This window comes from Mycobacterium scrofulaceum (assembly GCF_001667885.1).
GTDB classification, from domain to species: domain Bacteria; phylum Actinomycetota; class Actinomycetes; order Mycobacteriales; family Mycobacteriaceae; genus Mycobacterium; species Mycobacterium scrofulaceum_C.
This window is the reverse complement of the sequence record NZ_LZJW01000089.1, coordinates 1-21,289: the sequence shown is the minus strand read 5'-3', so window position 1 is coordinate 21,289 and position 21,289 is coordinate 1. Positions and strand designations below refer to the sequence as shown.

Genomic DNA, 21,289 nt, shown 5'->3' with positions numbered 1-21,289 from the left:
GAAGACTTAGACAAGCGCGATCATCGCCATCCCGCGTTGGTGCGCGGCATGTCAGGCCGTCATTCAGCACGGCGCCGAGTGCGTTCCCCGCGAACCGCTCGGGGCGAGACCATTACAAGTCCGGGAGAAGTCCACCCGGACCCATAGCGAAGCCCTCGCGTGGCCGCGTCGCAAGGACGCGCCCGGGGGCTTGAGGAGAATACGTGGTAGACGGTGCACCATCCACAGAGTCATCCGAAGAGCCGACACGGCACGACGAACTGCCGGACCGTCTGAGAGTTCATTCGCTGGCACGAACGCTGGGGACCACCAGTAAGCGGGTGCTGGACGCGCTCAGCGCGCTCGACGGGCGGATCCGCAGCGCGCACTCGACCGTGGACCGCGAGGACGCGGTCCGGGTCCGCGACCTGCTGGCGGCCCAGCCCGATGCCGGCGCGGACGCCGCCGCCGCGGCCGCGAACAGCGAGAGCGCCGAGGAACCCGAGTCGCGGCTGATGCTGGAGGCCCCGGAGAACGCCGCCGAGCGGCCCCATTACATGCCGCTGTTCGTCGCGCCGCAGCCGTTGAAGGCGGAGGAAGAGGAGGGGGACGCCGACGACGGCGCCGACTCCGACGATTCCGACACCGACGACGAAGACGACGAACAGACCGATCGCCCGGCCAACCGGCGGCGGCGCCGCGGCCGTCGTGGTCGCGGGCGCGGGCGCGGCGAGCAGGGCGGACCCGACGGCCAAAACGACGCCGGCGACGACGACGAGCCGCAGCAGCGGGGCCAGAAGGCGGGCCGGGGCGACTCCTCGGACGCCGAGGACGATGAGGGCGACGACTCCGACGACTCCGACGACTCGGACACCGGTGACGACGGCTCCGGGGAGGGCGCCAGCCGCCGACGCCGCAGGCGCCGGCGCCGCAAGTCGGGCTCGAATGACGATGGTGAGGAAAACCCGTCGCCGGACGACCCGCCCAACACCGTGGTGCACGAGCGGGCGCCGCGCAGCGGCAAGAACGACGGCGGCAACGGCTCGTCGAACGCCGAGATCAAGGGCATCGACGGCTCCACGCGGCTCGAGGCCAAGCGGCAGCGCCGCCGGGACGGCCGCGACGCCGGGCGGCGCCGCCCACCGGTCCTGACCGAGGCGGAGTTCCTGGCCCGCCGCGAAGCCGTCGAGCGGATCATGGTCGTGCGCGACCGGGTCCGCACCGAACCGCCGCATCAAGGCGCGCGGTACACCCAGATCGCGGTCCTCGAGGACGGCATCGTCGTCGAGCACTTCGTCACGTCGGCCGCCTCCGCCTCGTTGGTGGGTAACATCTATCTCGGGATCGTGCAGAACGTCCTGCCCTCGATGGAGGCCGCGTTCGTCGACATCGGCCGCGGCCGCAACGGCGTGCTCTACGCCGGCGAGGTCAACTGGGAGGCCGCGGGACTGGGCGGGTCGGACCGCAAGATCGAGCAGGCCCTCAAACCGGGCGACTACGTCGTGGTCCAGGTCAGCAAGGACCCCGTCGGCCACAAGGGCGCCCGGCTGACCACCCAGGTGTCGCTGGCCGGCCGGTACTTGGTCTACGTGCCGGGCGCGTCATCGACCGGGATCAGCCGCAAATTGCCCGACACCGAACGGCAGCGGCTCAAGGAGATCCTGCGCGAGGTGGTGCCGTCCGATGCCGGGGTGATCATCCGCACCGCGTCCGAGGGCGTCAAAGAGGACGACATCCGCAGCGACGTCACCCGCCTGCAGGAGCGCTGGAAGCAGATCGAGGGCAAGGCCGCCGAAATCACCGAGAAGGCCGCCGGCGCCGCCGTCGCGCTCTACGAAGAACCGGACGTGCTGGTCAAGGTCATCCGCGACCTGTTCAACGAGGACTTCGCCGGCCTGATCGTCTCCGGTGACGAAGCCTGGACGACCATCACCGACTACGTGAATTCCGTTGCGCCCGATCTGGTTTCGAAGCTGACCAAGTACGAACCGCCCAGCGGTCCCGACGGGCAGCCCGGCCCCGACGTGTTCGCGGTGCATCGCATCGACGAGCAACTCGCCAAGGCGATGGAGCGCAAGGTGTGGCTGCCCTCGGGCGGCACACTGGTGATCGACCGGACCGAGGCCATGACGGTGGTCGACGTCAACACCGGCAAGTTCACCGGCTCCGGCGGGAACCTCGAGCAGACCGTGACCAAGAACAACCTGGAGGCGGCCGAGGAGATCGTGCGCCAGCTGCGGTTGCGCGACATCGGCGGCATCGTGGTCATCGACTTCATCGACATGGTCCTCGAATCCAACCGCGACCTGGTGTTGCGGCGGCTGACCGAGGCGCTGGCCCGCGACCGCACCCGCCATCAGGTTTCCGAGGTAACGTCGCTGGGCCTGGTCCAGCTGACCCGCAAGCGGTTGGGAACGGGTCTGATCGAGGCCTTCTCCACGTCGTGCACGCACTGCGGCGGCCGGGGGATTCTGCTGCACACCGACCCGGTGGATTCGGCCCCCTCGAACGGGCGCAAGTCCGAATCGGGTGGCCGCCGGGGCAGGCGCTCGAAGAAGAATCGCACCGAAGAGCCGGTGGTGGCCAAGGTGCCCGCGCATGCGCCCGGCGAGCACCCGATGTTCAAGGCGATGGCCGCCGGCGGCTCCGCCCAGAACGGCCCCGACGACGAAGACTCCGACGAGTCCGGCGAGGAAACGACCAACGAGCCCGACGAGCGGCAGCAGCGGGCGGCCGCCGACGTCGAGGACACCGATCGGGAGGACTTCGAGGAGTCCGAGGAGGACACTGACGACGAGTCTGACGACGACACCGATGACGAGTCCGACGACGACACCGACGACGAGTCTGACGACGACCTCGACGAGGACGACGACGAGGACCTCGACGACGAGGAAGACCTCGGCGACGATGACGACGACCTGGAAATGGACGACGACGACCTGGACGTCGAGGACGACTCCGATGACGCCGACTCCGACGACGGACCCGAGGGGTCCCTCAACGCCGGAGCGGGGTTCGGACGCCCGCGGCGGCGACGGGCGGCCGGCCGACCGGCGGGCCCGCCGATCCATGCGGACTGACCGGCCCGGTTTGACCCTTTAGCCGCTGGTCAAGTACCCTAGGACAGTTGTCGCCAGGCCGTTTGGACTTTGGCCGGCGACAGCGGGGCTCCCGGGCAGTCGGCGCGGACCCGCAACCCAGACCCACCACGCGCACGCCGGTGGCTCGCGCGCGAAGAGCCGAAGAACCGGCTGAGCAGAGGAAAGAAGGCAGGAGTAGCGATGGCGACCTACGCAATCGTCAAGACGGGCGGCAAGCAGTACAAGGTCGCCGTCGGGGACGTGGTCAAGGTCGAGAAGCTCGACTCCGACCCGGGCGCGAACGTCTCGCTGCCCGTCACCCTGGTCGTGGACGGCACGAAGGTGACCACCGACGCCGCGGCCCTGGCCAAGGTGGCGGTGACCGGCGAGGTGCTCGAGCACACCAAGGGACCCAAGATCCGTATCCACAAGTTCAGGAACAAGACCGGCTACCACAAGCGTCAGGGCCACCGTCAGCAGCTGACGGTCCTGAAGGTGACCGGGATCAAGTAGCGGGAGGCGACAGACATGGCACACAAGAAGGGCGCTTCCAGCTCGCGCAACGGTCGCGACTCCGCCGCTCAGCGGCTGGGCGTGAAGCGATTCGGCGGCCAGATCGTCAAGGCGGGCGAGATCATCGTTCGCCAGCGCGGCACCAAGTTCCACCCCGGGCTCAACGTCGGGCGCGGCGGCGACGACACGCTGTTCGCCAAGGCCGCCGGAGCCGTCGAGTTCGGCATCAAGCGCGGCCGCAAGACCGTCAACATCGTCGCGGCCGGGCAGACCGACTGAGCTTCGCGAGCGTGCACGCACTGCGGTAGTCGAGGCGAACCTCGCAGCAGCTGCACGTTCGGCGAGCTCGACGGGTGAGAGGATCCCCGATGCCTCGATTTGTCGATCGGGTCGTCATTCATGCGCGCGCGGGTTCCGGCGGTAACGGCTGCGCGTCGGTCCATCGCGAGAAATTCAAGCCGCTGGGCGGTCCCGACGGCGGCAATGGCGGACGCGGCGGCAGCATCGTGTTCGTCGTCGACCCGCAGGTGCACACGCTGCTGGACTTCCATTTCCACCCGCACGTCACCGCGCCGTCGGGCAAGCAGGGGATGGGCAACAACCGCGACGGGGCGGCCGGCGCGGACCTGGAAGTCAAAGTTCCCGACGGCACCGTCGTATTGGACGAAAACGGCAGGCTGCTGGCCGATCTGGTCGGCGCCGGCACCCGCTTCGAAGCCGCGGCCGGCGGCCGTGGCGGCCTGGGCAACGCGGCGCTCGCGTCGCGAGCCCGCAAGGCGCCCGGGTTCGCGCTGCTCGGCGAGGAGGGGGAAACCCGGGACCTGACGCTGGAGCTCAAGACCGTCGCCGACGCGGGCCTGATCGGCTTTCCCTCGGCCGGGAAATCGTCACTGGTGTCGGCGATCTCGGCGGCCAAGCCCAAGATCGCCGACTACCCGTTCACCACGCTGGTGCCCAACCTCGGTGTGGTGTCGGCGGGCGAGCACACCTTCACCGTCGCCGACGTCCCCGGCCTGATTCCCGGCGCATCGCAGGGCCGCGGCCTGGGCCTCGATTTCCTTCGGCACATCGAGCGCTGCGCCGTGCTGGTGCACGTCGTCGATTGCGCCACCGCGGAGCCGGGCCGCGACCCGATCTCCGACATCGACGCGCTGGAAGCCGAACTCGCCGCGTACACGCCCACCCTGCAAGGGGATACGACGCTGGGTGATCTCGCCGAGCGGCCACGGGCGGTGGTGCTCAACAAGATCGACGTGCCCGAGGCGCGCGAGCTCGCCGAATTCGTCCGCGACGAGATCGCCGAGCGAGGCTGGCCGGTCTTCCTCGTGTCGACCGTCTCGCGGGAAGGCTTGCAGCCGTTGGTATTCGGGCTCTGGCGGATTATTTCGGATTATCGCGCCGCCCAGCCGGAGATCGTGCCGCGGCGGCCGGTGATCCGTCCGGTTCCCGTCGACGACAGCGGTTTCTCGGTCGAGCCGGACGGCGAGGGCGGCTTCGTGGTCACCGGCGCCCGGCCCCACCGCTGGGTCCGGCAGACCAACTTCGACAACGACGAAGCCGTCGGATATCTCGCCGACCGGCTGGCCCGGCTGGGGGTCGAGGACGAACTGCTGCGCCTGGGCGCGCAACCCGGCTGCGCGGTGACCATCGGGGACATGACGTTCGACTGGGAGCCGCAAACACCCGCGGGACAGCACGTGGCGATGTCCGGGAGGGGCACCGATGTGCGGCTGGAGCGCACCGAGCGTGCCGGCGCCTCGGAGCGCAAGGCGGCCCGGCGTCAGCGTCGCGAACGCGGTGACGAGTCGTGAGCCTGCACCGTGAGGCGATCCGGACGGCGCGCAGCCTGGTGGTCAAGGTCGGGACCAACGCGCTGACCACCGAATCCGGGGTGTTCGACGCCGGCCGGCTGGCCGGGCTGGCCGACGCCATCGAGTCGCGCATGAAGGCGGGCACCGACGTCGTCATCGTCTCGTCGGGTGCCATCGCCGCCGGCATCGAGCCGCTCGGATTGGCCCGCCGCCCCAAGGATTTGGCGACCAAGCAAGCCGCGGCCAGCGTCGGGCAGGTCGCGCTGGTGAACGCGTGGAGCGCGGCGTTCGCGCGGTACGGCCGCACGGTGGGGCAGGTGCTGCTGACCGCGCACGACATCTCCATGCGGGCCCAGCACACCAACGCCCAGCGCACTTTGGACCGGCTGCGCGCCCTGCACGCGGTGGCAATCGTCAACGAGAACGACACGGTGGCCACCAACGAGATCCGGTTCGGTGACAATGATCGGCTGTCGGCGCTGGTGGCTCACCTGATCGGTGCCGAGGCGCTGGTGCTGCTTTCCGACATCGACGGGCTGTACGACTCCGATCCCCGAAAAACTAAGGGCGCCAGATTTATTGGGGAGGTGTCCGGCGCGGCGGATCTGTCCGGTGTGGTCGCCGGCCCGGGCAGTGACCTCGGAACCGGAGGAATGGTGTCCAAGATGTCGTCGGCGTTGCTGGCTGCCGACGCCGGGGTGCCGGTCCTGTTGGCGGCGGCTTCCGACGCCGCCACCGCGCTCACCGACGCCTCGGTCGGCACGGTCTTCGCCGCCCGGCCCGCCCGGATGTCGGCCCGCCGGTTCTGGGTGCGGTATGCCGCCGAAGCGGCCGGCGCGCTGACTCTCGACGAGGGCGCGGTGCGCGCGGTGGTGGACCAGCGTCGTTCGCTGTTGGCTGCCGGCATCACCGCCGTGTCGGGCCGGTTCTACGCCGGGGACGTCGTCGAATTGCGCGGCCCGGAAACCGCCATGGTGGCTAGGGGTGTGGTGGCTTACGACGCCACCGAACTGGCGACCATGATCGGCCGGTCGACCTCAGAGCTGCCGGGCGAACTCCGTCGGCCCGCGGTGCACGCCGACGACCTCGTGGCGGTGTAGGTTCGGCTAGCTGAACGGGTTGCTGTTGTCCTGCCAGGCCGCCGATTCTGGACGCGGCCCGAAACGGCGGGCGTAGTCCTCGTGCATCTTCGCTTGCTTCCTGTTCTTGATCACATCGACCAGATTCGGGTCGAGGCCATGCTGCGCCAGCCGGTGCCGCCGCCAAACCTTGTTCAGCGCAAGCGAGATCAGCAGTGCCCAGATGTAGAGCGGCGCCGTCATCTCGGTATGCACATACAGCGAAGCGGGCAGCAGCCAGAAGGGCGCGAGGACGAACAGCGGCGGGATGGCCCACCGAATCATGTGCCGGCGCACGGCTCCCGGCCCGGCCAGGTCGTTGGCCACCCAGGTGCGCATCGAGTCGGGCAGGCATCGACCGTACGAGTAAGCGATGTATTGCCAGGCGTTCGGTTTGGTGTCGGTCATTTTAGGCTCCTACGGCCGGATGGTCAGGACTGTAATGCACCCGCTGCCAGGGCGGCCGCGTTGATGCGGGTGAGCACGTGGTGCAGGTGTTGAAGCTCACCGATGTCGACGCCCAGGCGCTCGACCACGGCCGGCGGAATCTTGAGCGCACGTCGACGCAAGGCGGTGCCGCTTTCGGTGAGTTTCACCTCGGTGGAGCGCTCGTCGGCGGCGCTTCGGGTGCGGGTGATCAGGCCGAGCGCCTCCAGGCGTTTGAGCATCGGCGACAGGGTGGCCGAATCCATCTGCAATGTGGTGGCAATGTCCTTAACCGACAGCGGTTTCCGCCGTGCCCCGGCTGCCTTCTGGTGATCCCAGAGGGTCAGCATCACCAGGTACTGGGGATGGGTCAGGCCCAACGGCTCCAACAGCGGCCGATAGACCGCCAGAACGGCGCGGTTGGTCACGCTCAGCGCGAAACAGACCTGCTGTTCCAGGGAAAGCGGGTCGATCTCCGGTGCGGTCAGCGGCGCCACCATTGCATGGTAGGCGAATAGTTAGGGCGTTAACTATATCGCCTTCGTCACACCGGGCAGGTGTGCCTCAGCGGGCCGAGGTCGGCGTGAGATACAGCGCTCCCCATACGATCTCGGCCAGTGTGGCGGCGAGTTCGTCGTCGTAGCCGGCGGGCGCGGTCGGCAGGTTCTGTTGGCACGCGCGCTCCACCATCCACGTCAGCGCGCTGGCGGTGGTGGCCGCGGGTAACTCCGGCCGGATCGAGCCATCGGCCTGACCGTCTTCGATGACCCGGGTCATCCGCCCGGCGACAGCGGTCAACAGGTTGCGGTAGGTCGCGGCGACCAGTGGGTCATAGCCGGCCATCTCGTTGAGGGCGACCAACACCGGTTGGTGGCGCCGGTAGCTGGCGATGATGCCGTCCATCGCGGCGCGGACATCGCCGGGGTCGTGCCGCCCGGCCACTCTCCACCAGCGGTCCGCGCTGTCGGCGAGATCGGCGAACACCTGGTTGGCGAGTCGGCGCAACAGGTGCCCCTTGTCCTCGAAGTAGATGTAGAAGCTCGCGCGCGAAATGCCGGCCTCGCCCGACAGCCGGTCGACGCTGAGCTCGGTGAAACTGGCGCCGTCGCGCATCAGCCGCTCGGTGGCGTCCAGCAGCCGGCGCTCGATCTGCGCTCTCCGCTGTTGCCGCCGCTGTTCGCGGTTGGCCTGCGGCTTCCGGGTGACCGATGGCATTCCGCCAGCATAGAGCGTGTTTAGGCGACTTGACTAGACACTATGTCTAGGAATAGTGTCGCAGGCATTCTGTGACCGGGGTCATATCCAACGGAGGATTCGCCATGACCGTGATGACCGGGACGACGGGCAGCGAAATGCCCGGTCGCCCCTACGACCCGATCGACCTGTCGTCCCGTGCGTTTTGGTCGACGACGGCGGCCGATCGGGAACGTTCGTTCGCCGTGCTGCGGGCGGAGCGCCCGGTCAGCTGGCACCCGCCGGTCGAGGATGCGCTGATGCCCGATCCCGACGATCCGGGCTACTGGGCGGTCACCCGGCGGGCCGACATCGCGACGGTCAGTCGCAACAACGAGGTGTTCCTGTCGGGTCGGGGCGTCATGTTCGAGAACGTCCCGGTGGAACTGCTCGAAGCGTCCCAGTCGTTCCTGGCGATGGACCCGCCGCGGCACACCAAGCTGCGCAAGCTGGTCAGCGCCGCGTTCACCCCGCGCCAGATCCGTCGCGTGGAGGACTCGATCAGGGCGAACGCGAGGGCGATCGTCGAAGAGCTGCGCGCCGCCGGCAGCGGGGCGGACTTCGTCGAGCACTGCGCCAAGCAACTGCCGATCCGCACCTTGTCGGACATGGTGGGCATCCCGGAATCGGAGCGAGACCGGGTGGCGCACGCCGCCGACGCGCTCGTGTCCTGGGCCGACCCGATCTACCTCGACGGTCGCCACCCGCTGGAGGTCCTGCTGGAAAACCAGGGTTATCTGCACCAAATCGCCGGCGCGCTGGCCGCCGAGCGCCGCGATCATCCCGGTGAGGACCTGTTCAGCGGCCTGGTGAACGCCGAGGTCGACGGTGACCGGCTGACCGACGCGGAGGTGGCCGCCTTCTTCGTGCTGCTTTCCGTGGCCGCCAACGACACCACCCGTCAGACCACCAGCCACGCGATGAAGGCTCTGACCGACTTCGGAGATCAACGGGCTTGGCTGCTCGAGGATTTCGACAACCGGATAGGAACGGCGGTCGAAGAGTTCGTCCGCTGGGCCAGCCCCGTCATGACATTCCGCCGCACGGCCGCAACGGATTTCGAGCTGGGCGGCCAGGCGATCCGCGCGGGGGAGAAGGTGGTGATGTTCTATCCGTCCGGCAATTGGGACACCGAAATATTCGACCACCCGGAGCGGCTGGACCTGAGCCGCAGTCCCAACCCGCACGTCGGCTTCGGCGGCGGCGGCCTGCACTTCTGCCTCGGTGCCCATGTGGCCAGGGCGCAGCTGCGGGCCATCTTCGCCGAGCTGTTGCGGCAGCTGCCGGACATCCAGGCGGGCGATCCCGCTTACGTGGCAGGCAATTTCGTGCACGCCATCCGCAGCATGCCGTGCACGTTCTAAAGCCTTGCGAGCGGTGACAACTCGTCCGCGAGCAACGTCAGCAGCTCGGAGCAGCCGCCGTCGACCTTGACGGTGGCCAGGTCATCCCCGCGGGTAGGGCCGCGGTTGATGATGGCGATCGGCTTGCCCAGCGCGGCGGCGTGGCGCACGAACCGGTAGCCGGAGAACACCGCGAGCGAGGAACCGGCGACCAGCAGCGCGTCGGCCTGGTCCACCAGTGAATACGCTTGGTTGACAACCGCTTTGGCCACGCTCTCACCAAAGTAGACGATGTCTGGTTTCAGCATGCCGCCGCAGCTCGGGCAGTCGAGGTAGCGAAACGAGGTGGTGTCGGCGACGACGGCGTCGGCGTCGGGCGCGACCGCCAGACCGCCCACCGCTTCGGCGCGTTCGATGAATCCCGGGTTGAGCGCTTCCAGCTGATCGGCCAGCGCGGCGCGGCTCATCGCGTATCCGCATACCAGGCAAACCACCCGCGCATAGGTGCCGTGCAGGTTGACGACGTTGACGCTGCCGGCCTTGGTGTGCAGCAGGTCAACGTTCTGGGTGATCAACCCGGTCACCACCGAAGCGCGCTCGAGCGCGGCCAACGCGCGGTGCCCGGCGTTGGGCGCCGTGTCGTCCATGTGACGCCAGCCGACATGGTTGCGCGCCCAGTAACGCTGCCGGAACGCCGGATCCGAGGTGAACTGGCGAATGGTCATCGGATTGCTGGGCGGCGAATCGGGCCCGCGGTAGTCGGGAATGCCGGAGTCGGTGGACAGGCCGGCGCCCGTCAGCACCGCGATCCGACGACCGGCCAGCAACGCGACCAGCTCCGGGGACTCGGCGCAGCGGGTGGTCACCTCTCCGAGAGTACGGGCGATCCGGCGCAGGCATGCCCCGCCCAGGACAGCCGCGCGATGCGGGCGGTCGCCGGGCGCGGTGTGGTTGATTGTTCCCATGGCCACAGCCGCCGAGCATGCTGCTGAACAGGTCGCTTCGGTGCGGGAGATCCCGGAGGCGCGGCTGACGCTGATGCGGTCGCTGTACGAGGCGCCACCCGGCTGGGACGAGCGGCGTCTGCCGTACCGGCGGGCGGCGCTGGCGTTCATGCGCTGGGAGTTGCGTCGCGGAGTGCTGAATCCGCCGGACGCGGCGGCGCCGGGCAGTCCATGGTGGCGGGCGATCAACGACCGGCTGTTGTGCGATACCGCCGAAGCGCGGGCCCACGTGCTCGGGCTGGGCGGGCCCGTCTCTTCGTCGAGCGTCGCCGACTCCGTGACCTTCATTCGCGAACCGTCGGTGCGGACGTGGTACCGGGCCCACAACGCGATCATCGTGCGGGCTTATCTCGACAACCGTGACCTGGCCGAGCGGGAATCACGCGTCGAACGGTTTTTCATCAACCTGGTGCTGGTGCGGGTGCTCTTCGCGCACGCGTTGGTCGCCGCGCCCCGATTGGCGCTGGGCTGGCTGTCACCGCTTGCGCCACGGCTGGGCGACCCGCGTCTGGCGGTCACCGGCATCTTCTTGCAGCTGTCACGGGTGCTCCCGGACAATTATCCGCTCCGGGAGGATCTCGAGTGGTACGTCGGCCGGGAAAACGGGTTCGGCCGTCTGCTGGACCTCGGTGTCATCACGCCGCGACTCGACGCGCTGTACTCCTGGTCCGCGCGCGAATTGTCGATACCCGAACTCGCGGCGCTGATCCGCGACGGCGTGCCCGCCTACGCCTGGGATGGCGGCGACATCGGGCCCTGGGATTCGCCACCGAGGCTGACGACCCGAGCGGCCCGACGGGTGCTTCCGCCGCCGAAATCCGCCGCGTGACCGGCAGCAACCACTCGCTAGCCCAGGCAGTCCGCGGCCGTGGTGATCTCCGCCGACATGTTCTTCTCCATCATCTTGCACGCCGCCTCGGCCAGCCCGGCGTCGATGCCGGCGACGGCGTCGGTCGGGATGACGACGGGAAAGTGGCGCACATAGGCGTCGAGTGCGGTGTAGAGGATGCACTGCTCGGTGACCTGCCCGGCGAGCACCAACCGCTTGGTCTCCAGCCGGTTCAGCAGATACGCCAACGCGGTCGCGTAGAACGCGCTGTGCCGCACCTTGGTCATCACGCGGCAGTCACCGGCCGGCACGATCGGCTTCACCAGATCGGGCCGGGCGCCGTCGAGCGCGGCGTCGACGATGTCGGAGAACTGGGCGGCGAAATCGCCGTAGTTGTCGTTGACGTAGATCAGGTCGACGTCGTCGGATTCCCGTGCGCGCCGGACCAAATCGGCCAGCGGGTCGATGATCTTGCCGACATTGGGTATTAGTTCTTCAGCATCGGGATGCTGATAGGTGTTCATCATGTCGACCACCACCACGGCAGTATCGCTCATGATGGAGGGGATACCCGGCGGCCGCGGGTTGACACCGGTGAGGCGACAATGGAAGGGCGATGGACTTTTACAACGCTTACAGCCAGGGCTTTGTCCGGGTCGCCGCGTGCACCCATCACACCACGATCGGCGATCCGGCGGCCAACGCCGAGTCGGTCCTGGGGCTGGCGCGGGAGTGCCACGACGACGGCGTCGCGGTGGCGGTGTTCCCGGAGCTGACGCTGTCCGGGTATTCGATCGAGGACATCGTGATGCAGGACCTCTTGCTCGACGATGTGATGGCCGCCGTCGAGAGCATCGTGGCGGCTTCGACCGATCTGCTGCCGATCCTGGTTGTCGGCGCCCCGTTGCGCTACCGGCATCGCCTCTACAACACCGCGGTGGTGATTCACCGGGGCGCCGTGCTGGGGGTGGTGCCGAAGTCCTACCTGCCCACCTACCGGGAGTTCTACGAGCGGCGTCAGATCGCGCCGGGCGACGACGAGCGCGGCATCATCCGGATCTGCGACGCCGACGTTCCGTTCGGCCCCGACCTGCTGTTCACCGCCTCCGACATCCCGGGCTTCGTGCTGCATGTCGAAATCTGTGAGGACATGTTCGTGCCGATCCCGCCCAGTGCGGAGGCGGCCCTGGCCGGCGCGACGGTGCTGGCGAACCTGTCCGGCAGCCCCATCACGATCGGCCGCGCCGAAGACCGTTGCCTGTTGGCCCGCTCGGCGTCGGCGCGCTGCCTGGCCGCCTATGTCTACGCGGCCGCGGGCGAGGGCGAGTCGACCACCGACCTGGCCTGGGACGGCCAGACCATGGTGTGGGAGAACGGCGAACTGCTGGCATCCTCCGAGCGCTTCCCGAAGGGGGAGCGACGCAGCGTCGCCGACGTCGACCTCGACCTGCTGCGCTCGGAACGTCTGCGGATGGGGACATTCGACGACAACCGGCGCCACCACCGCGGCGCGGCCGAGTCGTTCCGGCACATCGAGTTCCGGCTGGACCCGCCGGCCGGCGATCTCGGATTGCGCCGCGACGTCGAGCGTTTTCCGTTCGTCCCGGCCAATCGTGAACGCCTGGAACAGGATTGCTACGAGGCCTACAACATCCAGGTCTCCGGGCTCGAGCAGCGGCTGCGCGCGCTGAACTACCCGAAGATCGTCATCGGTATCTCCGGCGGCCTGGATTCGACGCACGCGCTGATCGTCGCCGCGCGCGCGATGGACCGGGAAGAACGGCCGCGCAGCGACATCCTCGCGTTCACGCTGCCGGGTTTCGCCACGGGCGACCGCACCAAACGCAACGCCATCGAGCTGTGCCGCGCGCTCGGGGTCACCTTCGCCGAGATCGACATCACCGAGACGGCGATGGTGATGTTCAAGGAGATCGACCATCCCTTCGGGCACGGCGAGAAGGTCTACGACGTCACCTTCGAAAACGTCCAGGCGGGGTTGCGCACCGATTACCTCTTCCGGCTGGCCAACCAGCGCGGCGGCATCGTGCTCGGCACCGGCGACCTGTCCGAGATCGGGCTGGGCTGGTCGACCTACGGCGTGGGCGACCAGATGTCGCACTACAACGTCAACGGCGGTGTCCCCAAGACGCTCATCCAGCACCTGATTCGCTGGGTGATCTCCTCGGGCCAGTTCGAGTCCGATGTGACCGACGTGCTGCAGTCGGTGCTGGACACCGAGATCTCCCCGGAGCTCGTCCCGAAAGGCGAAGAGGAGGAACTGCAGAGCAGCGAGGACAAGGTCGGACCCTATGCCTTGCAAGACTTTTCGCTCTTCCATGTGCTGCGCTACGGGTTCCGGCCCTCGAAGATCGCCTTCCTGGCCTGGCACGCGTGGCGCGACCCCGAGCGGGGCAACTGGCCGCCGGGATTCCCCGAGGACAAACGACCGACATACTCGCTGAAGGAGATTCGGCATTGGCTGGGGATCTTCGTGCAGCGCTTCTATTCCTTCAGCCAATTCAAGCGTTCGGCATTGCCCAACGGCCCGAAGGTGTCGCACGGCGGCGCGCTGTCGCCGCGCGGTGATTGGCGCGCCCCGTCGGACATGTCCGCGCGCATCTGGCTCGACGAGATCGACCGGGAGATTCCCGAGGAATAGCGCGCGGCGGGCCCGCCCGGAATCGCCGGACGGGCCCCGAACGCCCGGATCACGCCCTGGCGCGGCGCCAGCCCTGGTATTGCAGCTCCGCGAACACCAGCGTGTAGGCCCCGGCCGCCAGGTTCAACGCGACGCCGGCCGAGGTCAACGGGAAGACATCCGTGAGCACCAGCACCACGGCGGCCAACGTGTAGAGCAGGTTGCCGGCGATGACCCACATGCCGGCGCGGCGCACCGACGGCAGGGTGGCGAGCCAGAACACGACCACGCCGTAGCCGATCAAGAACGCGCCCATCGCGTACTCGAACGCCTTCGTGGTGCCCGAGAGCTCGGCGAGCCGGCCGGCCAGCGGGAGACCGGCGAGCCCGACCACGCCGCTGATGGCGGCGTCGGCGCGCATGGCGAGGCGCAGCAGGCCGTCCCGGGTACCCGTGCGATCAATGGTGTTAGCGGACATGGTGTTCCTTTCTCGATGGCTGATAGCGATCGCCACCGACGCTGCCCGTCAACCACTGCCAGATCGACGCCAGACGCTGCCAACTGCTGCCAATCGCAGGTCAGGCGGTGCGTCGACCCGCCCGGGGGTCAGCGTTCGTATGTTCCGGTCAGCACACCGCGGGCCAGCACGTGGCCGCTCATCGCGGCTAGTAATGCCTTGGCCGTCGTGACGCTGTCCGGGACGGCCCGGTCGATCGCGAACAGGTGGAACCGGTAGTGGTGCTGGCCGTGTCCGGATATCGGGCGCGGTCCGGCGTAGCCGCGGTGGCCCAGATCGGCGCGTAGGCAGCGGACGCCCGCAGCGCCCGGTCGCAACCCGCCGGCGTCCAGGCCGTCGATTGCCGGATCGATCACCGCAACCGTGTGCAGCAGCGGGCGCGGCAGTGGGACGTCGACATCATCAATGATCAGGACCAGCTGCCGGGTGCCGGACGGCGGCGCGGTCCATCGCAACGGCGGCGAGACGTTGTCTCCGACGCCCTTGCCGGCGCTGGAGCGCGGCATGCGGCCCCCGTCGGTGAACGCGGAGCTGCTGACACTGATGGGCGCGGGCGCATCGAACGCGCTGCCGGCGAGAGGACCCCGGTGCACGCCGGCGCGGACGGCACGCAGCAGCCTGCCGAGCATCATGCGCCGCTGCCCGCGCCGCGAATCGCGGCCGTGGGTGAGCGTAAGAGATCGCCCAATTCGCCGGGGAGATAGCCCTGCTCGACCAGGCGTGGCAGCACGCCGCCGCTTTCGATGATGTCGAGGATTAACCCGGGGAGTTTGGGGACGGTTCCGGACGCACCCGTGGTGTCGTTGCGCCAGGTGCCGCCGGTCAGATCGAAGGTTCCCGTGTCCCCCTCGTGGAAGACGCTGGTGGCGTCGGGCACGGTCATCGCCGGAAGTCCGGCGTTGACGGCGTTGCGGAAGAACAACGAGTTGAATTCCTCGGCGACCAGACCCACGACGCCGAGTTCGACAAAGAGCGCCGCGACCGGGCGTGAGGATCCGAGCCCGAAATTCCTGCCGGCCACGACGATGTCACCGCTTGACACCTGGTCGGTCCAGCCCGGCCGGACCTCGTAGAAGATGTGTTTGGCCGCTTCGGCCGGATCCATCTTCATCGCGAAGGCCGGGTACATGGCGTCGGTGTTGAGGTTGTCCCCGAACACCCAGACCCGCCCGCTGAACACCACGGTCATGCCATCACACTCCTCGGGTCGGTGATGTAGCCGGTGACGGCGGACGCGGCGACGGTTGCCGGTGACGCCATGAAGATCTCCGCTTCGGTGCTGCCCATGCGGCCGGTGAAGTTGCGGGTGCTCGAGGTGATGCACACCTCCCCGGGACCGACCACGCCCATGTGGTAGCCGAAACAGGCGCCACAGGTCGAGTTGGTGATCACGGCGCCCGCGTCAGCCAGGTCCTGCAGGTACCCGAGCCGCATGGCATCCCGGTACACCGCCTGGGACGCGGGCGTGACCAGCAGGCGCACGCCCGGCGCGACCGACTTGCCCCGCACCACCCGGGCCGCGATCTCCAAGTCCTCGATCTGCCCATTCGCACACGAGCCGATGAAGGCCTGGTCGACCCTGCGGCGCTCCAGCTGTGAGACGGGCAACCCGTTGCGGCTGACTGTTCCCGGCCGCGCCACATAAGGCTCCAGCGCCGCCAGATCGACGCGGCGGGTCTGGTGGTACACGGCGTCCGAATCCGGCGTGACGGCGTCGTATCCGCTGACGCCGCGCTCGCGAAGAAACGACGTCAACACGCCGTCGGGCTCGAAGGTGGCGAAGTCGGCGGAAACCTCTGCGCATTGTGTCGCGATGGTGCGCCGATCGTGCATCGGGATGCCGGCCAGACCGGCGCCGCCGAATTCCAGGTTGAGGTTCGGTGCGTCGCCGTACTCGTTCGCGATGTGCAAGAAGATGTCTTTTCCGCTGACGGTCTGGGGCTTGACCCCGTCGAACTCGTAGCGGATCGTGGGCGCGACCTGGAACCATGTCGCGCCGGCGCACATGATCGAATAGATCTCCGCGGGGCCGAGCCCCCGGGCGGCGGTGTTGTAGGCGCCCGCGGCGCAGGTGTGAGAGTCGGTGCAGGCCAAGATCTCTCCGGGGCGCGCCAGGCCGTTCTCGGCGATCACCTGGTGACAGATTCCGTGCCGGCCGACGTCGTAGAACCGTTCGATGCCGAAGTCGGCGACGAATTCCCGAGCCCGCGGCCCGCCGGCGGCGTCTTTGATGGTGGGGGCGGGCACGGCATGGTCCATGACGACCGCCAGCTTGTCGGGGTCGTGGATCCGGTTGGGGGTGATCCACATCGTGGCGAACTGCAAATCGATGAGCACCGTCATGTCGACGTCGACCACAACCGTGTCACCCGCGGACACCGCATCCAGGCCCGCTTTGCGGGCGAAGATCTTCTCGATGATCGTCATGCCCATGAGGGGTCCTTTCGGGCGTAGCGGGCGTCACGTTCGAGCCATTCGGCAAGCCCCACGATGTTGAAGAAATCGGCGGGTGTCTTCGGTAGGTGGTCGGTGATGTCGGTACCGTTCAGTTCGCAAAGGCCCTGCAGCATACCGAAAGTCGCCTGCAGCAGCAGGTTTGCCGGATGGATCGCGATGGCATAGCCCAGCTCGTGCAGCCGCGCGGCCGACTGCAACGGCGTCAGCCCGCCGACCACGAGGTTGATCAGCAGCGGGGCGTCCACTTCACGTGCGATGCGCTCGATCTCGCCGACGTCCTGTGGCGCCTCGACGAAGATGATGTCGGCTCCGGCTCGGGCGTACCTGTTGGCTCGCTCGATGGCGGCGTCCAGGCCGAGGGGGGCGCGCGCGTCGGTGCGGGCCACCATCAGCAGGGCATCATCGGAGCGGGCGTCCAGCGCCGCCGCGAGCGTCTGTTCGAACACGGCCGCGTCGACCACCTGCTTGTCGGGCAGGTGGCCGCACCGTTTCGGAAAGACCTGATCCTCCAACTGAATTGCCGCCACCCCTGCCGCCTCGTAGCAGCGAACGGTGCGCACCACGTTCATGGGCGCGCCATAGCCGGTATCGGCGTCGGCGATCAACGGGATGTCGCCCAACGCGTCGGTGATCATCGCGGCGCGGCCGGCCATCTCGGTCGCGGTGACCAGCCCGATGTCGGGTAAGCCGAAGCCGGAAGCGGCCACCCCGGCACCGGTCATGTACGCCGCGGCGTGGCCGGTGCGTTTCGTCAGGTGCGCCGAGATACCGTCGAAAACGCCTGGGGCGACGATGAGTTCGCGGGTGTCGAGCAAGTCTTTCAGTCGTCGGCGGGCCGGGGTGGTAGGCATGGCTCTCCTTTCAGTCCAGTGCGCGCGCGACCGGGGCCGCGAGCAGATCCGTGAGTTGCCCGACGTCGTCGAGGTTGTCGAGATCGACCACCGCCCGCTCGATCGCTTCGGCTCGGGGGCGGCTGGTGACCCGGTCGGCGAGCGAGTGGAACTTGCCGACGATTTCCTCGTTGGTGACGGGATCGGTGGGCGCGCCGTGCGGCAAGGCCACGCGGGCGCGGTGAGTGGCACCATCACGCGTGGTCACCGCGACGTCGGTGCGAAACCTCTGGGTCACGTCGGCGTGGGTGAGTGACTCGTCGAGGTGCACCGAAGTCGCCGCGATGAGTGACCAGATGTCGTCGGAATCGAGGCGGGCGGAGGTGAATTGTTCGGGTAACACGTTGCCGTCAAGGAGCGCAGCGGCGGTCGCATACCCGATGTTCATCTGGGCGCCGACCGGGGTGAGCGGCCGTTGCGGTCGCCACCAACCGTGCTTGTAGACGGTCTCGCCGACGGTGATGTCGATCTTCGAAATGGCTTGGGGCGCAACCGAGTCGCGCAGCCGTCGGGCGGCATCGATCGCCGCGTGCAAACCACCCATCGCGGCATAGGACTTGACCATGATGATGGCGGTCTCCCATCGTTGGCCGAGTCCCTCGGTAAGCGCGGTGGCATCGGGGTCGTGGCCCTCCCCGAAAACGCTGAGGAATCCGCCGTATTCACGCTCGAACACGCGCTTGATGCCGGTGTAGCCGGCCGCCGCCAGTCCCGCCGCGTAGAAGCCATTGCGCGCCGCCAGACCGTGATGCATGCGCTTGCTCATGGCCTCGTATTGGGCGGCCATCAGCCCCGCCGACTGTGTGGCGGCCAGCCCGAGGGCGTCCTCCAATTGCGCCGGCGGCAGCCCGCGTAGCTTTCCGGACGCCATCGCCGCGGCGTGGGTGCCGAAGACCGATCCCGAGTGCCAGCCGCGGTCCAGCATCTGGGTGCCGTGCAGCGTGTAACCGACGCGCGGGCCCACCTCGAAGCCGGCGACCGCGGCCAGTAGGACCTCGGCGCCGGTGGAGGGTTGTGGCCGCGTGGACACCGTCGACAGCAGCGCCGGAATCAGCAGCGAACAGCTGTGCAGCGGGGCAAGGGGATGGAAGTCGTCGAGCTCGAAGCCCTGAATGAACGTGCCGTTGAGTATCGCGGCACCGGGCGCCGCGGTCATGCGTCCGGTGCCGATGACGACGGCGTCGCCACGACCTTCCAGCGCCAGGACGGCGTCGGTCGCTACGCGCGACCATGGCAATTGCGCCCCGACGAGCGCGCAGCCGACCCCGTCCAGCAGCAGGTGTTTCGCCCGGTCGAGGACCTCCAGTGGGACGTCGTCGAGGGTGAGGCCGGCGACCCAGGTGGCGAGTCGCCCGGTCGGCCCGTCCGGGTCGGTGGCGGTCGGTACGTGCATCGATCTCCCCGGGGACATGTGAGCTGAGTTGTTATATACATATAACAACTCATCAAGGTATGCAAGGGAAGGCCTGTGGAAGCATTGAGCACCGTGCGGGAGGGCAGAGCGGGGCCGGTCTCGGCGGCGGCAGGGGTGCCGCTGCATCGGCAGCTGTTCTTGGTGCTGCACGACGAGATCGACCGCGGCGTCCTCGCCCCCGGCGACGCGTTGCCCACCGAGCAAACCCTGTGCGACCAGTTCGGTGTATCGCGCATCACCGTGCGCCGGGCGCTGTCGGACCTGGCGGAGCAGGGCTACATCGAGCGCAGGCACGGCGTGGGATCGTTCGTCCGGCCGCACGAGCCGGCGGATGTGTCGGGCGTTTCGGGGTTCGGACGCTCGTTCATGCAGGGGCTGCGGCAGACGCAATTCGAAACCAAGGTCGAAGTGGTCGAACTCGGGAGGCGATTTCCGCCGAGGGCGATCGGCGACGCCCTCGAGACGTCCGACGAGCTGCTGCAGATCGTGCGGGTGCGGCGCCAACGCCGAACCGACGAGCCGCTGCTGGTGACCGAGGCCTGGCTGCCGCGCGAATTGGCCGACGTGCTGACCGAGCCGGAGCTGCGGCGCGCGCCGCTGTATGAGTTGTTGTCGCAGGCCGGCATCGGCGTGGACCGGGTGCGGCAGGAAATCACGGCGGAGATCGCGGGACCGCGCAACGCACATCTACTCGATACGGCCATCGGTGCCGCACTGCTGCGCATCAACCGCCTGGCGTTCGTCGCCGAGGGGCCGCATCACTATGTGTCGACCGTGCTGTCGCCCAGCCGCAGCCGCGTCCTGCTCAGCCAGACGGCGGAGGAGATGGAGACCGGCGACGGCCTGATGATCGCCCACGACGTCCGCGGCGGCAGCGGCTAGCGGCCGTCGGCGAGCGCCGCGTCGATCGCCTCGGCGGTCGGGGCGCAGTCGCCGGCGCCATGCGTCAGGGTCGCCAGCGCGCCCGCGGCGCAGGCGCGCCGCAACGCGCGGAGCCGCTCGGCGGGCGAACCCGGACGGGCCGGCCAGCTTCCCGCGAGCACACCGGCGAAGACGTCGCCGGCCCCGGTGGTGTCCACCGCGGCCACCGCCGGCGCGGGCACCGCAAAGTCGCCGTCGAGACCCGCATAACGCGCGCCGCGCGGCCCCAGCGTGGTCACCAGGTGATCGGGGCGCCAGGGCCACTCGGCGGCCTCGGCCTCGTTGGCCACCACCACATCGGCCAGGGCGGCAAGGTCGGACAACGAGCTGGGGTCCTGTCCGGACGGCGAGGCATTGACGATGACGACCGCCCCTGCCGATCGAGCCAGCCCTGCCGCGGCCGCTGCTACCCGCACCGGAATTTCCAGCTGCGTCAATAAAACGTCGCAGTCGCTGATGGCGGTGCGCGCGGCGGCGCGGTCCAGGGTCAGACGCTCGTTCGCCCCCGCCGCGACCACGATGGTGTTCTCGGCGTTGGCGTCGACGACGACGATCGCCGTGCCGCTCGGCCCGGGCGCTTCGGTAGTGGCCTCCAGATCCACCCCGTTGTCCAGCAGGTGCGCGCGTAACCGCGCGGCGGCCGGGTCGTCGCCGACCGCTCCGACGAAATGCACCCGCGCACCCGCACGCGCGGCCGCCACCGCCTGATTGCCGCCCTTGCCTCCCGGCGCGGAGGTCAACGACGACGCCAGCACCGTCTGGCCGGGGCGGGGCAGAGTGTCGACGCGCAGCGACAGGTCCATGTTGACGCTGCCCACCACACAGACCCGCGCCATTACGTCGACGTCAGCCGACGGTACGGACCAAATCGGCTGCGGCGCCGCCATTTCGACGCGTGGGTCAGCACCCGCAGTCCTCGCCGCGCCACGCCCGGAAGCCCTCGCGGACCGCGGCGGTGCTAGTGACGCTGGCCGTCATCGCCGTGTGGCCGGGCGGCTGGTGGCTGGACCCGGCTGTCGGCCTCGTCATCGCCGGAGCCGCGGTCCGCGAGGGCTTCCGGGCGTGGCGCGGCGAGGACTGCGGGTGCTGACCCACGCGTCGAAATGGCGGCGC

22 protein-coding genes are annotated in these 21,289 nt (G+C 68.7%); 10 read left to right on the top strand and 12 right to left on the bottom strand.

Annotation, left to right across the window (positions count from 1 at the left end):
* The first annotated feature begins 203 nt into the window (after nt 1–203).
* From A5681_RS13850 to proB, 5 genes are all read left to right on the top strand, one after another.
* Complete coding sequence (locus tag A5681_RS13850; RefSeq protein ID WP_082968354.1) at nt 204–3,062, top strand: Rne/Rng family ribonuclease; 2,859 nt, start codon at nt 204–206, stop codon at nt 3,060–3,062.
* A gap of 201 nt (nt 3,063–3,263) precedes the next feature.
* A complete protein-coding gene (gene rplU, locus A5681_RS13845) occupies nt 3,264–3,575 on the top strand; it encodes a 50S ribosomal protein L21 (protein ID WP_067275371.1) in 312 nt (103 codons plus the stop codon).
* A gap of 15 nt (nt 3,576–3,590) precedes the next feature.
* Nucleotides 3,591–3,854 (top strand): 50S ribosomal protein L27, encoded by a 264-nt coding sequence (rpmA, locus tag A5681_RS13840; RefSeq protein WP_067275368.1) that lies wholly within the window; start codon nt 3,591–3,593, stop codon nt 3,852–3,854.
* Nucleotides 3,855–3,943: 89 nt separating this feature from the next.
* Nucleotides 3,944–5,386, top strand: coding sequence for a GTPase ObgE (gene obgE / locus A5681_RS13835; protein WP_067275367.1), 1,443 nt, complete (start codon nt 3,944–3,946; stop codon nt 5,384–5,386).
* Nucleotides 5,383–6,486 (top strand): glutamate 5-kinase, encoded by a 1,104-nt coding sequence (gene proB, locus A5681_RS13830; protein WP_067275363.1) that lies wholly within the window; start codon nt 5,383–5,385, stop codon nt 6,484–6,486. Before obgE ends, proB begins: the two co-directional genes overlap by 4 nt.
* A gap of 6 nt (nt 6,487–6,492) precedes the next feature.
* Here the strand turns inward: proB and A5681_RS13825 are convergent, their stop codons facing one another.
* The 3 genes from A5681_RS13825 to A5681_RS13815 form a co-directional block, all read right to left on the bottom strand.
* Nucleotides 6,493–6,912, bottom strand: coding sequence for a DUF5313 domain-containing protein (locus A5681_RS13825; protein WP_067275360.1), 420 nt, complete (start codon nt 6,910–6,912; stop codon nt 6,493–6,495).
* Between the two features lie 23 nt (nt 6,913–6,935).
* Nucleotides 6,936–7,430, bottom strand: a complete 495-nt coding sequence (locus tag A5681_RS13820; RefSeq protein WP_067275355.1) for a MarR family winged helix-turn-helix transcriptional regulator — start codon at nt 7,428–7,430, stop codon at nt 6,936–6,938.
* 64 nt (nt 7,431–7,494) lie between these two features.
* Nucleotides 7,495–8,145, bottom strand: a complete 651-nt coding sequence (locus A5681_RS13815; RefSeq protein ID WP_067275353.1) for a TetR/AcrR family transcriptional regulator — start codon at nt 8,143–8,145, stop codon at nt 7,495–7,497.
* A 104-nt stretch (nt 8,146–8,249) separates the two neighbouring features.
* On the opposite strand from A5681_RS13815, the gene A5681_RS13810 reads away from it, so the two are divergent.
* A complete protein-coding gene (locus A5681_RS13810) occupies nt 8,250–9,527 on the top strand; it encodes a cytochrome P450 (RefSeq protein WP_067275350.1) in 1,278 nt (425 codons plus the stop codon).
* Here the strand turns inward: A5681_RS13810 and A5681_RS13805 are convergent.
* Nucleotides 9,524–10,372, bottom strand: a complete 849-nt coding sequence (locus A5681_RS13805; RefSeq protein ID WP_067275345.1) for an SIR2 family NAD-dependent protein deacylase — start codon at nt 10,370–10,372, stop codon at nt 9,524–9,526. The two genes, A5681_RS13810 and A5681_RS13805, sit on opposite strands and share 4 nt — an antisense overlap.
* Nucleotides 10,373–10,469: 97 nt before the next feature.
* Here A5681_RS13805 and A5681_RS13800 point away from each other — a divergent pair, with 97 nt between their 5' ends.
* Nucleotides 10,470–11,339 carry a hypothetical protein gene (locus A5681_RS13800; RefSeq protein ID WP_067275343.1) on the top strand — a complete coding sequence of 290 codons (870 nt, stop codon included), beginning with the start codon at nt 10,470–10,472 and terminating at the stop codon, nt 11,337–11,339.
* Between the two features lie 17 nt (nt 11,340–11,356).
* Here A5681_RS13800 and A5681_RS13795 read toward each other — a convergent pair whose 3' ends face one another.
* Entirely contained in the window at nt 11,357–11,896 is a 540-nt protein-coding gene (locus A5681_RS13795) for a cysteine hydrolase family protein (RefSeq protein ID WP_067275341.1), read from the bottom strand.
* A 59-nt stretch (nt 11,897–11,955) separates the two neighbouring features.
* On the opposite strand from A5681_RS13795, the gene A5681_RS13790 reads away from it, so the two are divergent.
* Nucleotides 11,956–13,998 carry an NAD(+) synthase gene (locus A5681_RS13790; protein WP_067275340.1) on the top strand — a complete coding sequence of 681 codons (2,043 nt, stop codon included), beginning with the start codon at nt 11,956–11,958 and terminating at the stop codon, nt 13,996–13,998.
* A gap of 49 nt (nt 13,999–14,047) precedes the next feature.
* On the opposite strand, the gene A5681_RS13785 is transcribed toward A5681_RS13790, so the two are convergent.
* The 6 genes from A5681_RS13785 to A5681_RS13760 all read right to left on the bottom strand — a co-directional run bounded on the left by A5681_RS13785 (nt 14,048) and on the right by A5681_RS13760 (nt 19,234).
* The gene (locus A5681_RS13785) at nt 14,048–14,455 is read right to left on the bottom strand and encodes a hypothetical protein (RefSeq protein WP_067275335.1); all 408 of its coding nucleotides are present in this window, start codon (nt 14,453–14,455) and stop codon (nt 14,048–14,050) included.
* 128 nt (nt 14,456–14,583) lie between these two features.
* Nucleotides 14,584–15,126: a YbhB/YbcL family Raf kinase inhibitor-like protein gene (locus A5681_RS13780; RefSeq protein WP_067275332.1), complete on the bottom strand. Its 543-nt coding sequence runs from the start codon at nt 15,124–15,126 to the stop codon at nt 14,584–14,586.
* Complete coding sequence (locus A5681_RS13775; protein WP_067275330.1) at nt 15,123–15,683, bottom strand: 3-isopropylmalate dehydratase; 561 nt, start codon at nt 15,681–15,683, stop codon at nt 15,123–15,125. The genes A5681_RS13780 and A5681_RS13775 overlap by 4 nt, the downstream gene beginning before the upstream one ends.
* A complete protein-coding gene (locus tag A5681_RS13770; protein WP_067275327.1) occupies nt 15,680–16,927 on the bottom strand; it encodes a 3-isopropylmalate dehydratase large subunit in 1,248 nt (415 codons plus the stop codon). Before A5681_RS13770 ends, A5681_RS13775 begins: the two co-directional genes overlap by 4 nt.
* Nucleotides 16,918–17,802: an isocitrate lyase/PEP mutase family protein gene (locus tag A5681_RS13765; protein ID WP_067275323.1), complete on the bottom strand. Its 885-nt coding sequence runs from the start codon at nt 17,800–17,802 to the stop codon at nt 16,918–16,920. Before A5681_RS13765 ends, A5681_RS13770 begins: the two co-directional genes overlap by 10 nt.
* A 10-nt stretch (nt 17,803–17,812) precedes the next feature.
* Entirely contained in the window at nt 17,813–19,234 is a 1,422-nt protein-coding gene (locus A5681_RS13760; RefSeq protein WP_156737972.1) for an MmgE/PrpD family protein, read from the bottom strand.
* A 75-nt stretch (nt 19,235–19,309) separates the two neighbouring features.
* Here A5681_RS13760 and A5681_RS13755 point away from each other — a divergent pair, with 75 nt between their 5' ends.
* Entirely contained in the window at nt 19,310–20,137 is an 828-nt protein-coding gene (locus A5681_RS13755) for a GntR family transcriptional regulator (RefSeq protein WP_067275315.1), read from the top strand.
* Here A5681_RS13755 and A5681_RS13750 read toward each other — a convergent pair.
* Nucleotides 20,134–21,012, bottom strand: coding sequence for a PfkB family carbohydrate kinase (locus A5681_RS13750; RefSeq protein ID WP_067275304.1), 879 nt, complete (start codon nt 21,010–21,012; stop codon nt 20,134–20,136). The two genes, A5681_RS13755 and A5681_RS13750, sit on opposite strands and share 4 nt — an antisense overlap.
* Before the next feature lie 59 nt (nt 21,013–21,071).
* Between A5681_RS13750 and A5681_RS13745 the strand changes: the two genes are divergently transcribed.
* The gene (locus tag A5681_RS13745) at nt 21,072–21,266 is read left to right on the top strand and encodes a hypothetical protein (RefSeq protein ID WP_067275301.1); all 195 of its coding nucleotides are present in this window, start codon (nt 21,072–21,074) and stop codon (nt 21,264–21,266) included.
* Nucleotides 21,267–21,289 lie beyond the last annotated feature (23 nt).

Excerpts from the sequence above, each read along its gene's own strand:
- A5681_RS13815 (WP_067275353.1), bottom strand. The coding sequence starts at position 8,145 with ATGCCATCGGTCACCCGGAAGCCGCAGGCCAACCGCGAACAGCGGCGG.
- A5681_RS13810 (WP_067275350.1), top strand. The coding sequence starts at position 8,250 with ATGACCGTGATGACCGGGACGACGGGCAGCGAAATGCCCGGTCGCCCC.
- A5681_RS13750 (WP_067275304.1), bottom strand. The coding sequence starts at position 21,012 with ATGGCGCGGGTCTGTGTGGTGGGCAGCGTCAACATGGACCTGTCGCTG.
- obgE (WP_067275367.1), top strand. The coding sequence starts at position 3,944 with ATGCCTCGATTTGTCGATCGGGTCGTCATTCATGCGCGCGCGGGTTCC.
- A5681_RS13785 (WP_067275335.1), bottom strand. The coding sequence starts at position 14,455 with ATGTCCGCTAACACCATTGATCGCACGGGTACCCGGGACGGCCTGCTG.
- A5681_RS13775 (WP_067275330.1), bottom strand. The coding sequence starts at position 15,683 with ATGACCGTGGTGTTCAGCGGGCGGGTCTGGGTGTTCGGGGACAACCTC.
- A5681_RS13765 (WP_067275323.1), bottom strand. The coding sequence starts at position 17,802 with ATGCCTACCACCCCGGCCCGCCGACGACTGAAAGACTTGCTCGACACC.
- rplU (WP_067275371.1), top strand. The coding sequence starts at position 3,264 with ATGGCGACCTACGCAATCGTCAAGACGGGCGGCAAGCAGTACAAGGTC.
- A5681_RS13800 (WP_067275343.1), top strand. The coding sequence starts at position 10,470 with ATGGCCACAGCCGCCGAGCATGCTGCTGAACAGGTCGCTTCGGTGCGG.
- A5681_RS13820 (WP_067275355.1), bottom strand. The coding sequence starts at position 7,430 with ATGGTGGCGCCGCTGACCGCACCGGAGATCGACCCGCTTTCCCTGGAA.
- A5681_RS13770 (WP_067275327.1), bottom strand. The coding sequence starts at position 16,927 with ATGGGCATGACGATCATCGAGAAGATCTTCGCCCGCAAAGCGGGCCTG.
- A5681_RS13760 (WP_156737972.1), bottom strand. The coding sequence starts at position 19,234 with ATGCACGTACCGACCGCCACCGACCCGGACGGGCCGACCGGGCGACTC.
- A5681_RS13790 (WP_067275340.1), top strand. The coding sequence starts at position 11,956 with ATGGACTTTTACAACGCTTACAGCCAGGGCTTTGTCCGGGTCGCCGCG.
- A5681_RS13825 (WP_067275360.1), bottom strand. The coding sequence starts at position 6,912 with ATGACCGACACCAAACCGAACGCCTGGCAATACATCGCTTACTCGTAC.
- A5681_RS13780 (WP_067275332.1), bottom strand. The coding sequence starts at position 15,126 with ATGATGCTCGGCAGGCTGCTGCGTGCCGTCCGCGCCGGCGTGCACCGG.
- A5681_RS13795 (WP_067275341.1), bottom strand. The coding sequence starts at position 11,896 with ATGAGCGATACTGCCGTGGTGGTGGTCGACATGATGAACACCTATCAG.
- rpmA (WP_067275368.1), top strand. The coding sequence starts at position 3,591 with ATGGCACACAAGAAGGGCGCTTCCAGCTCGCGCAACGGTCGCGACTCC.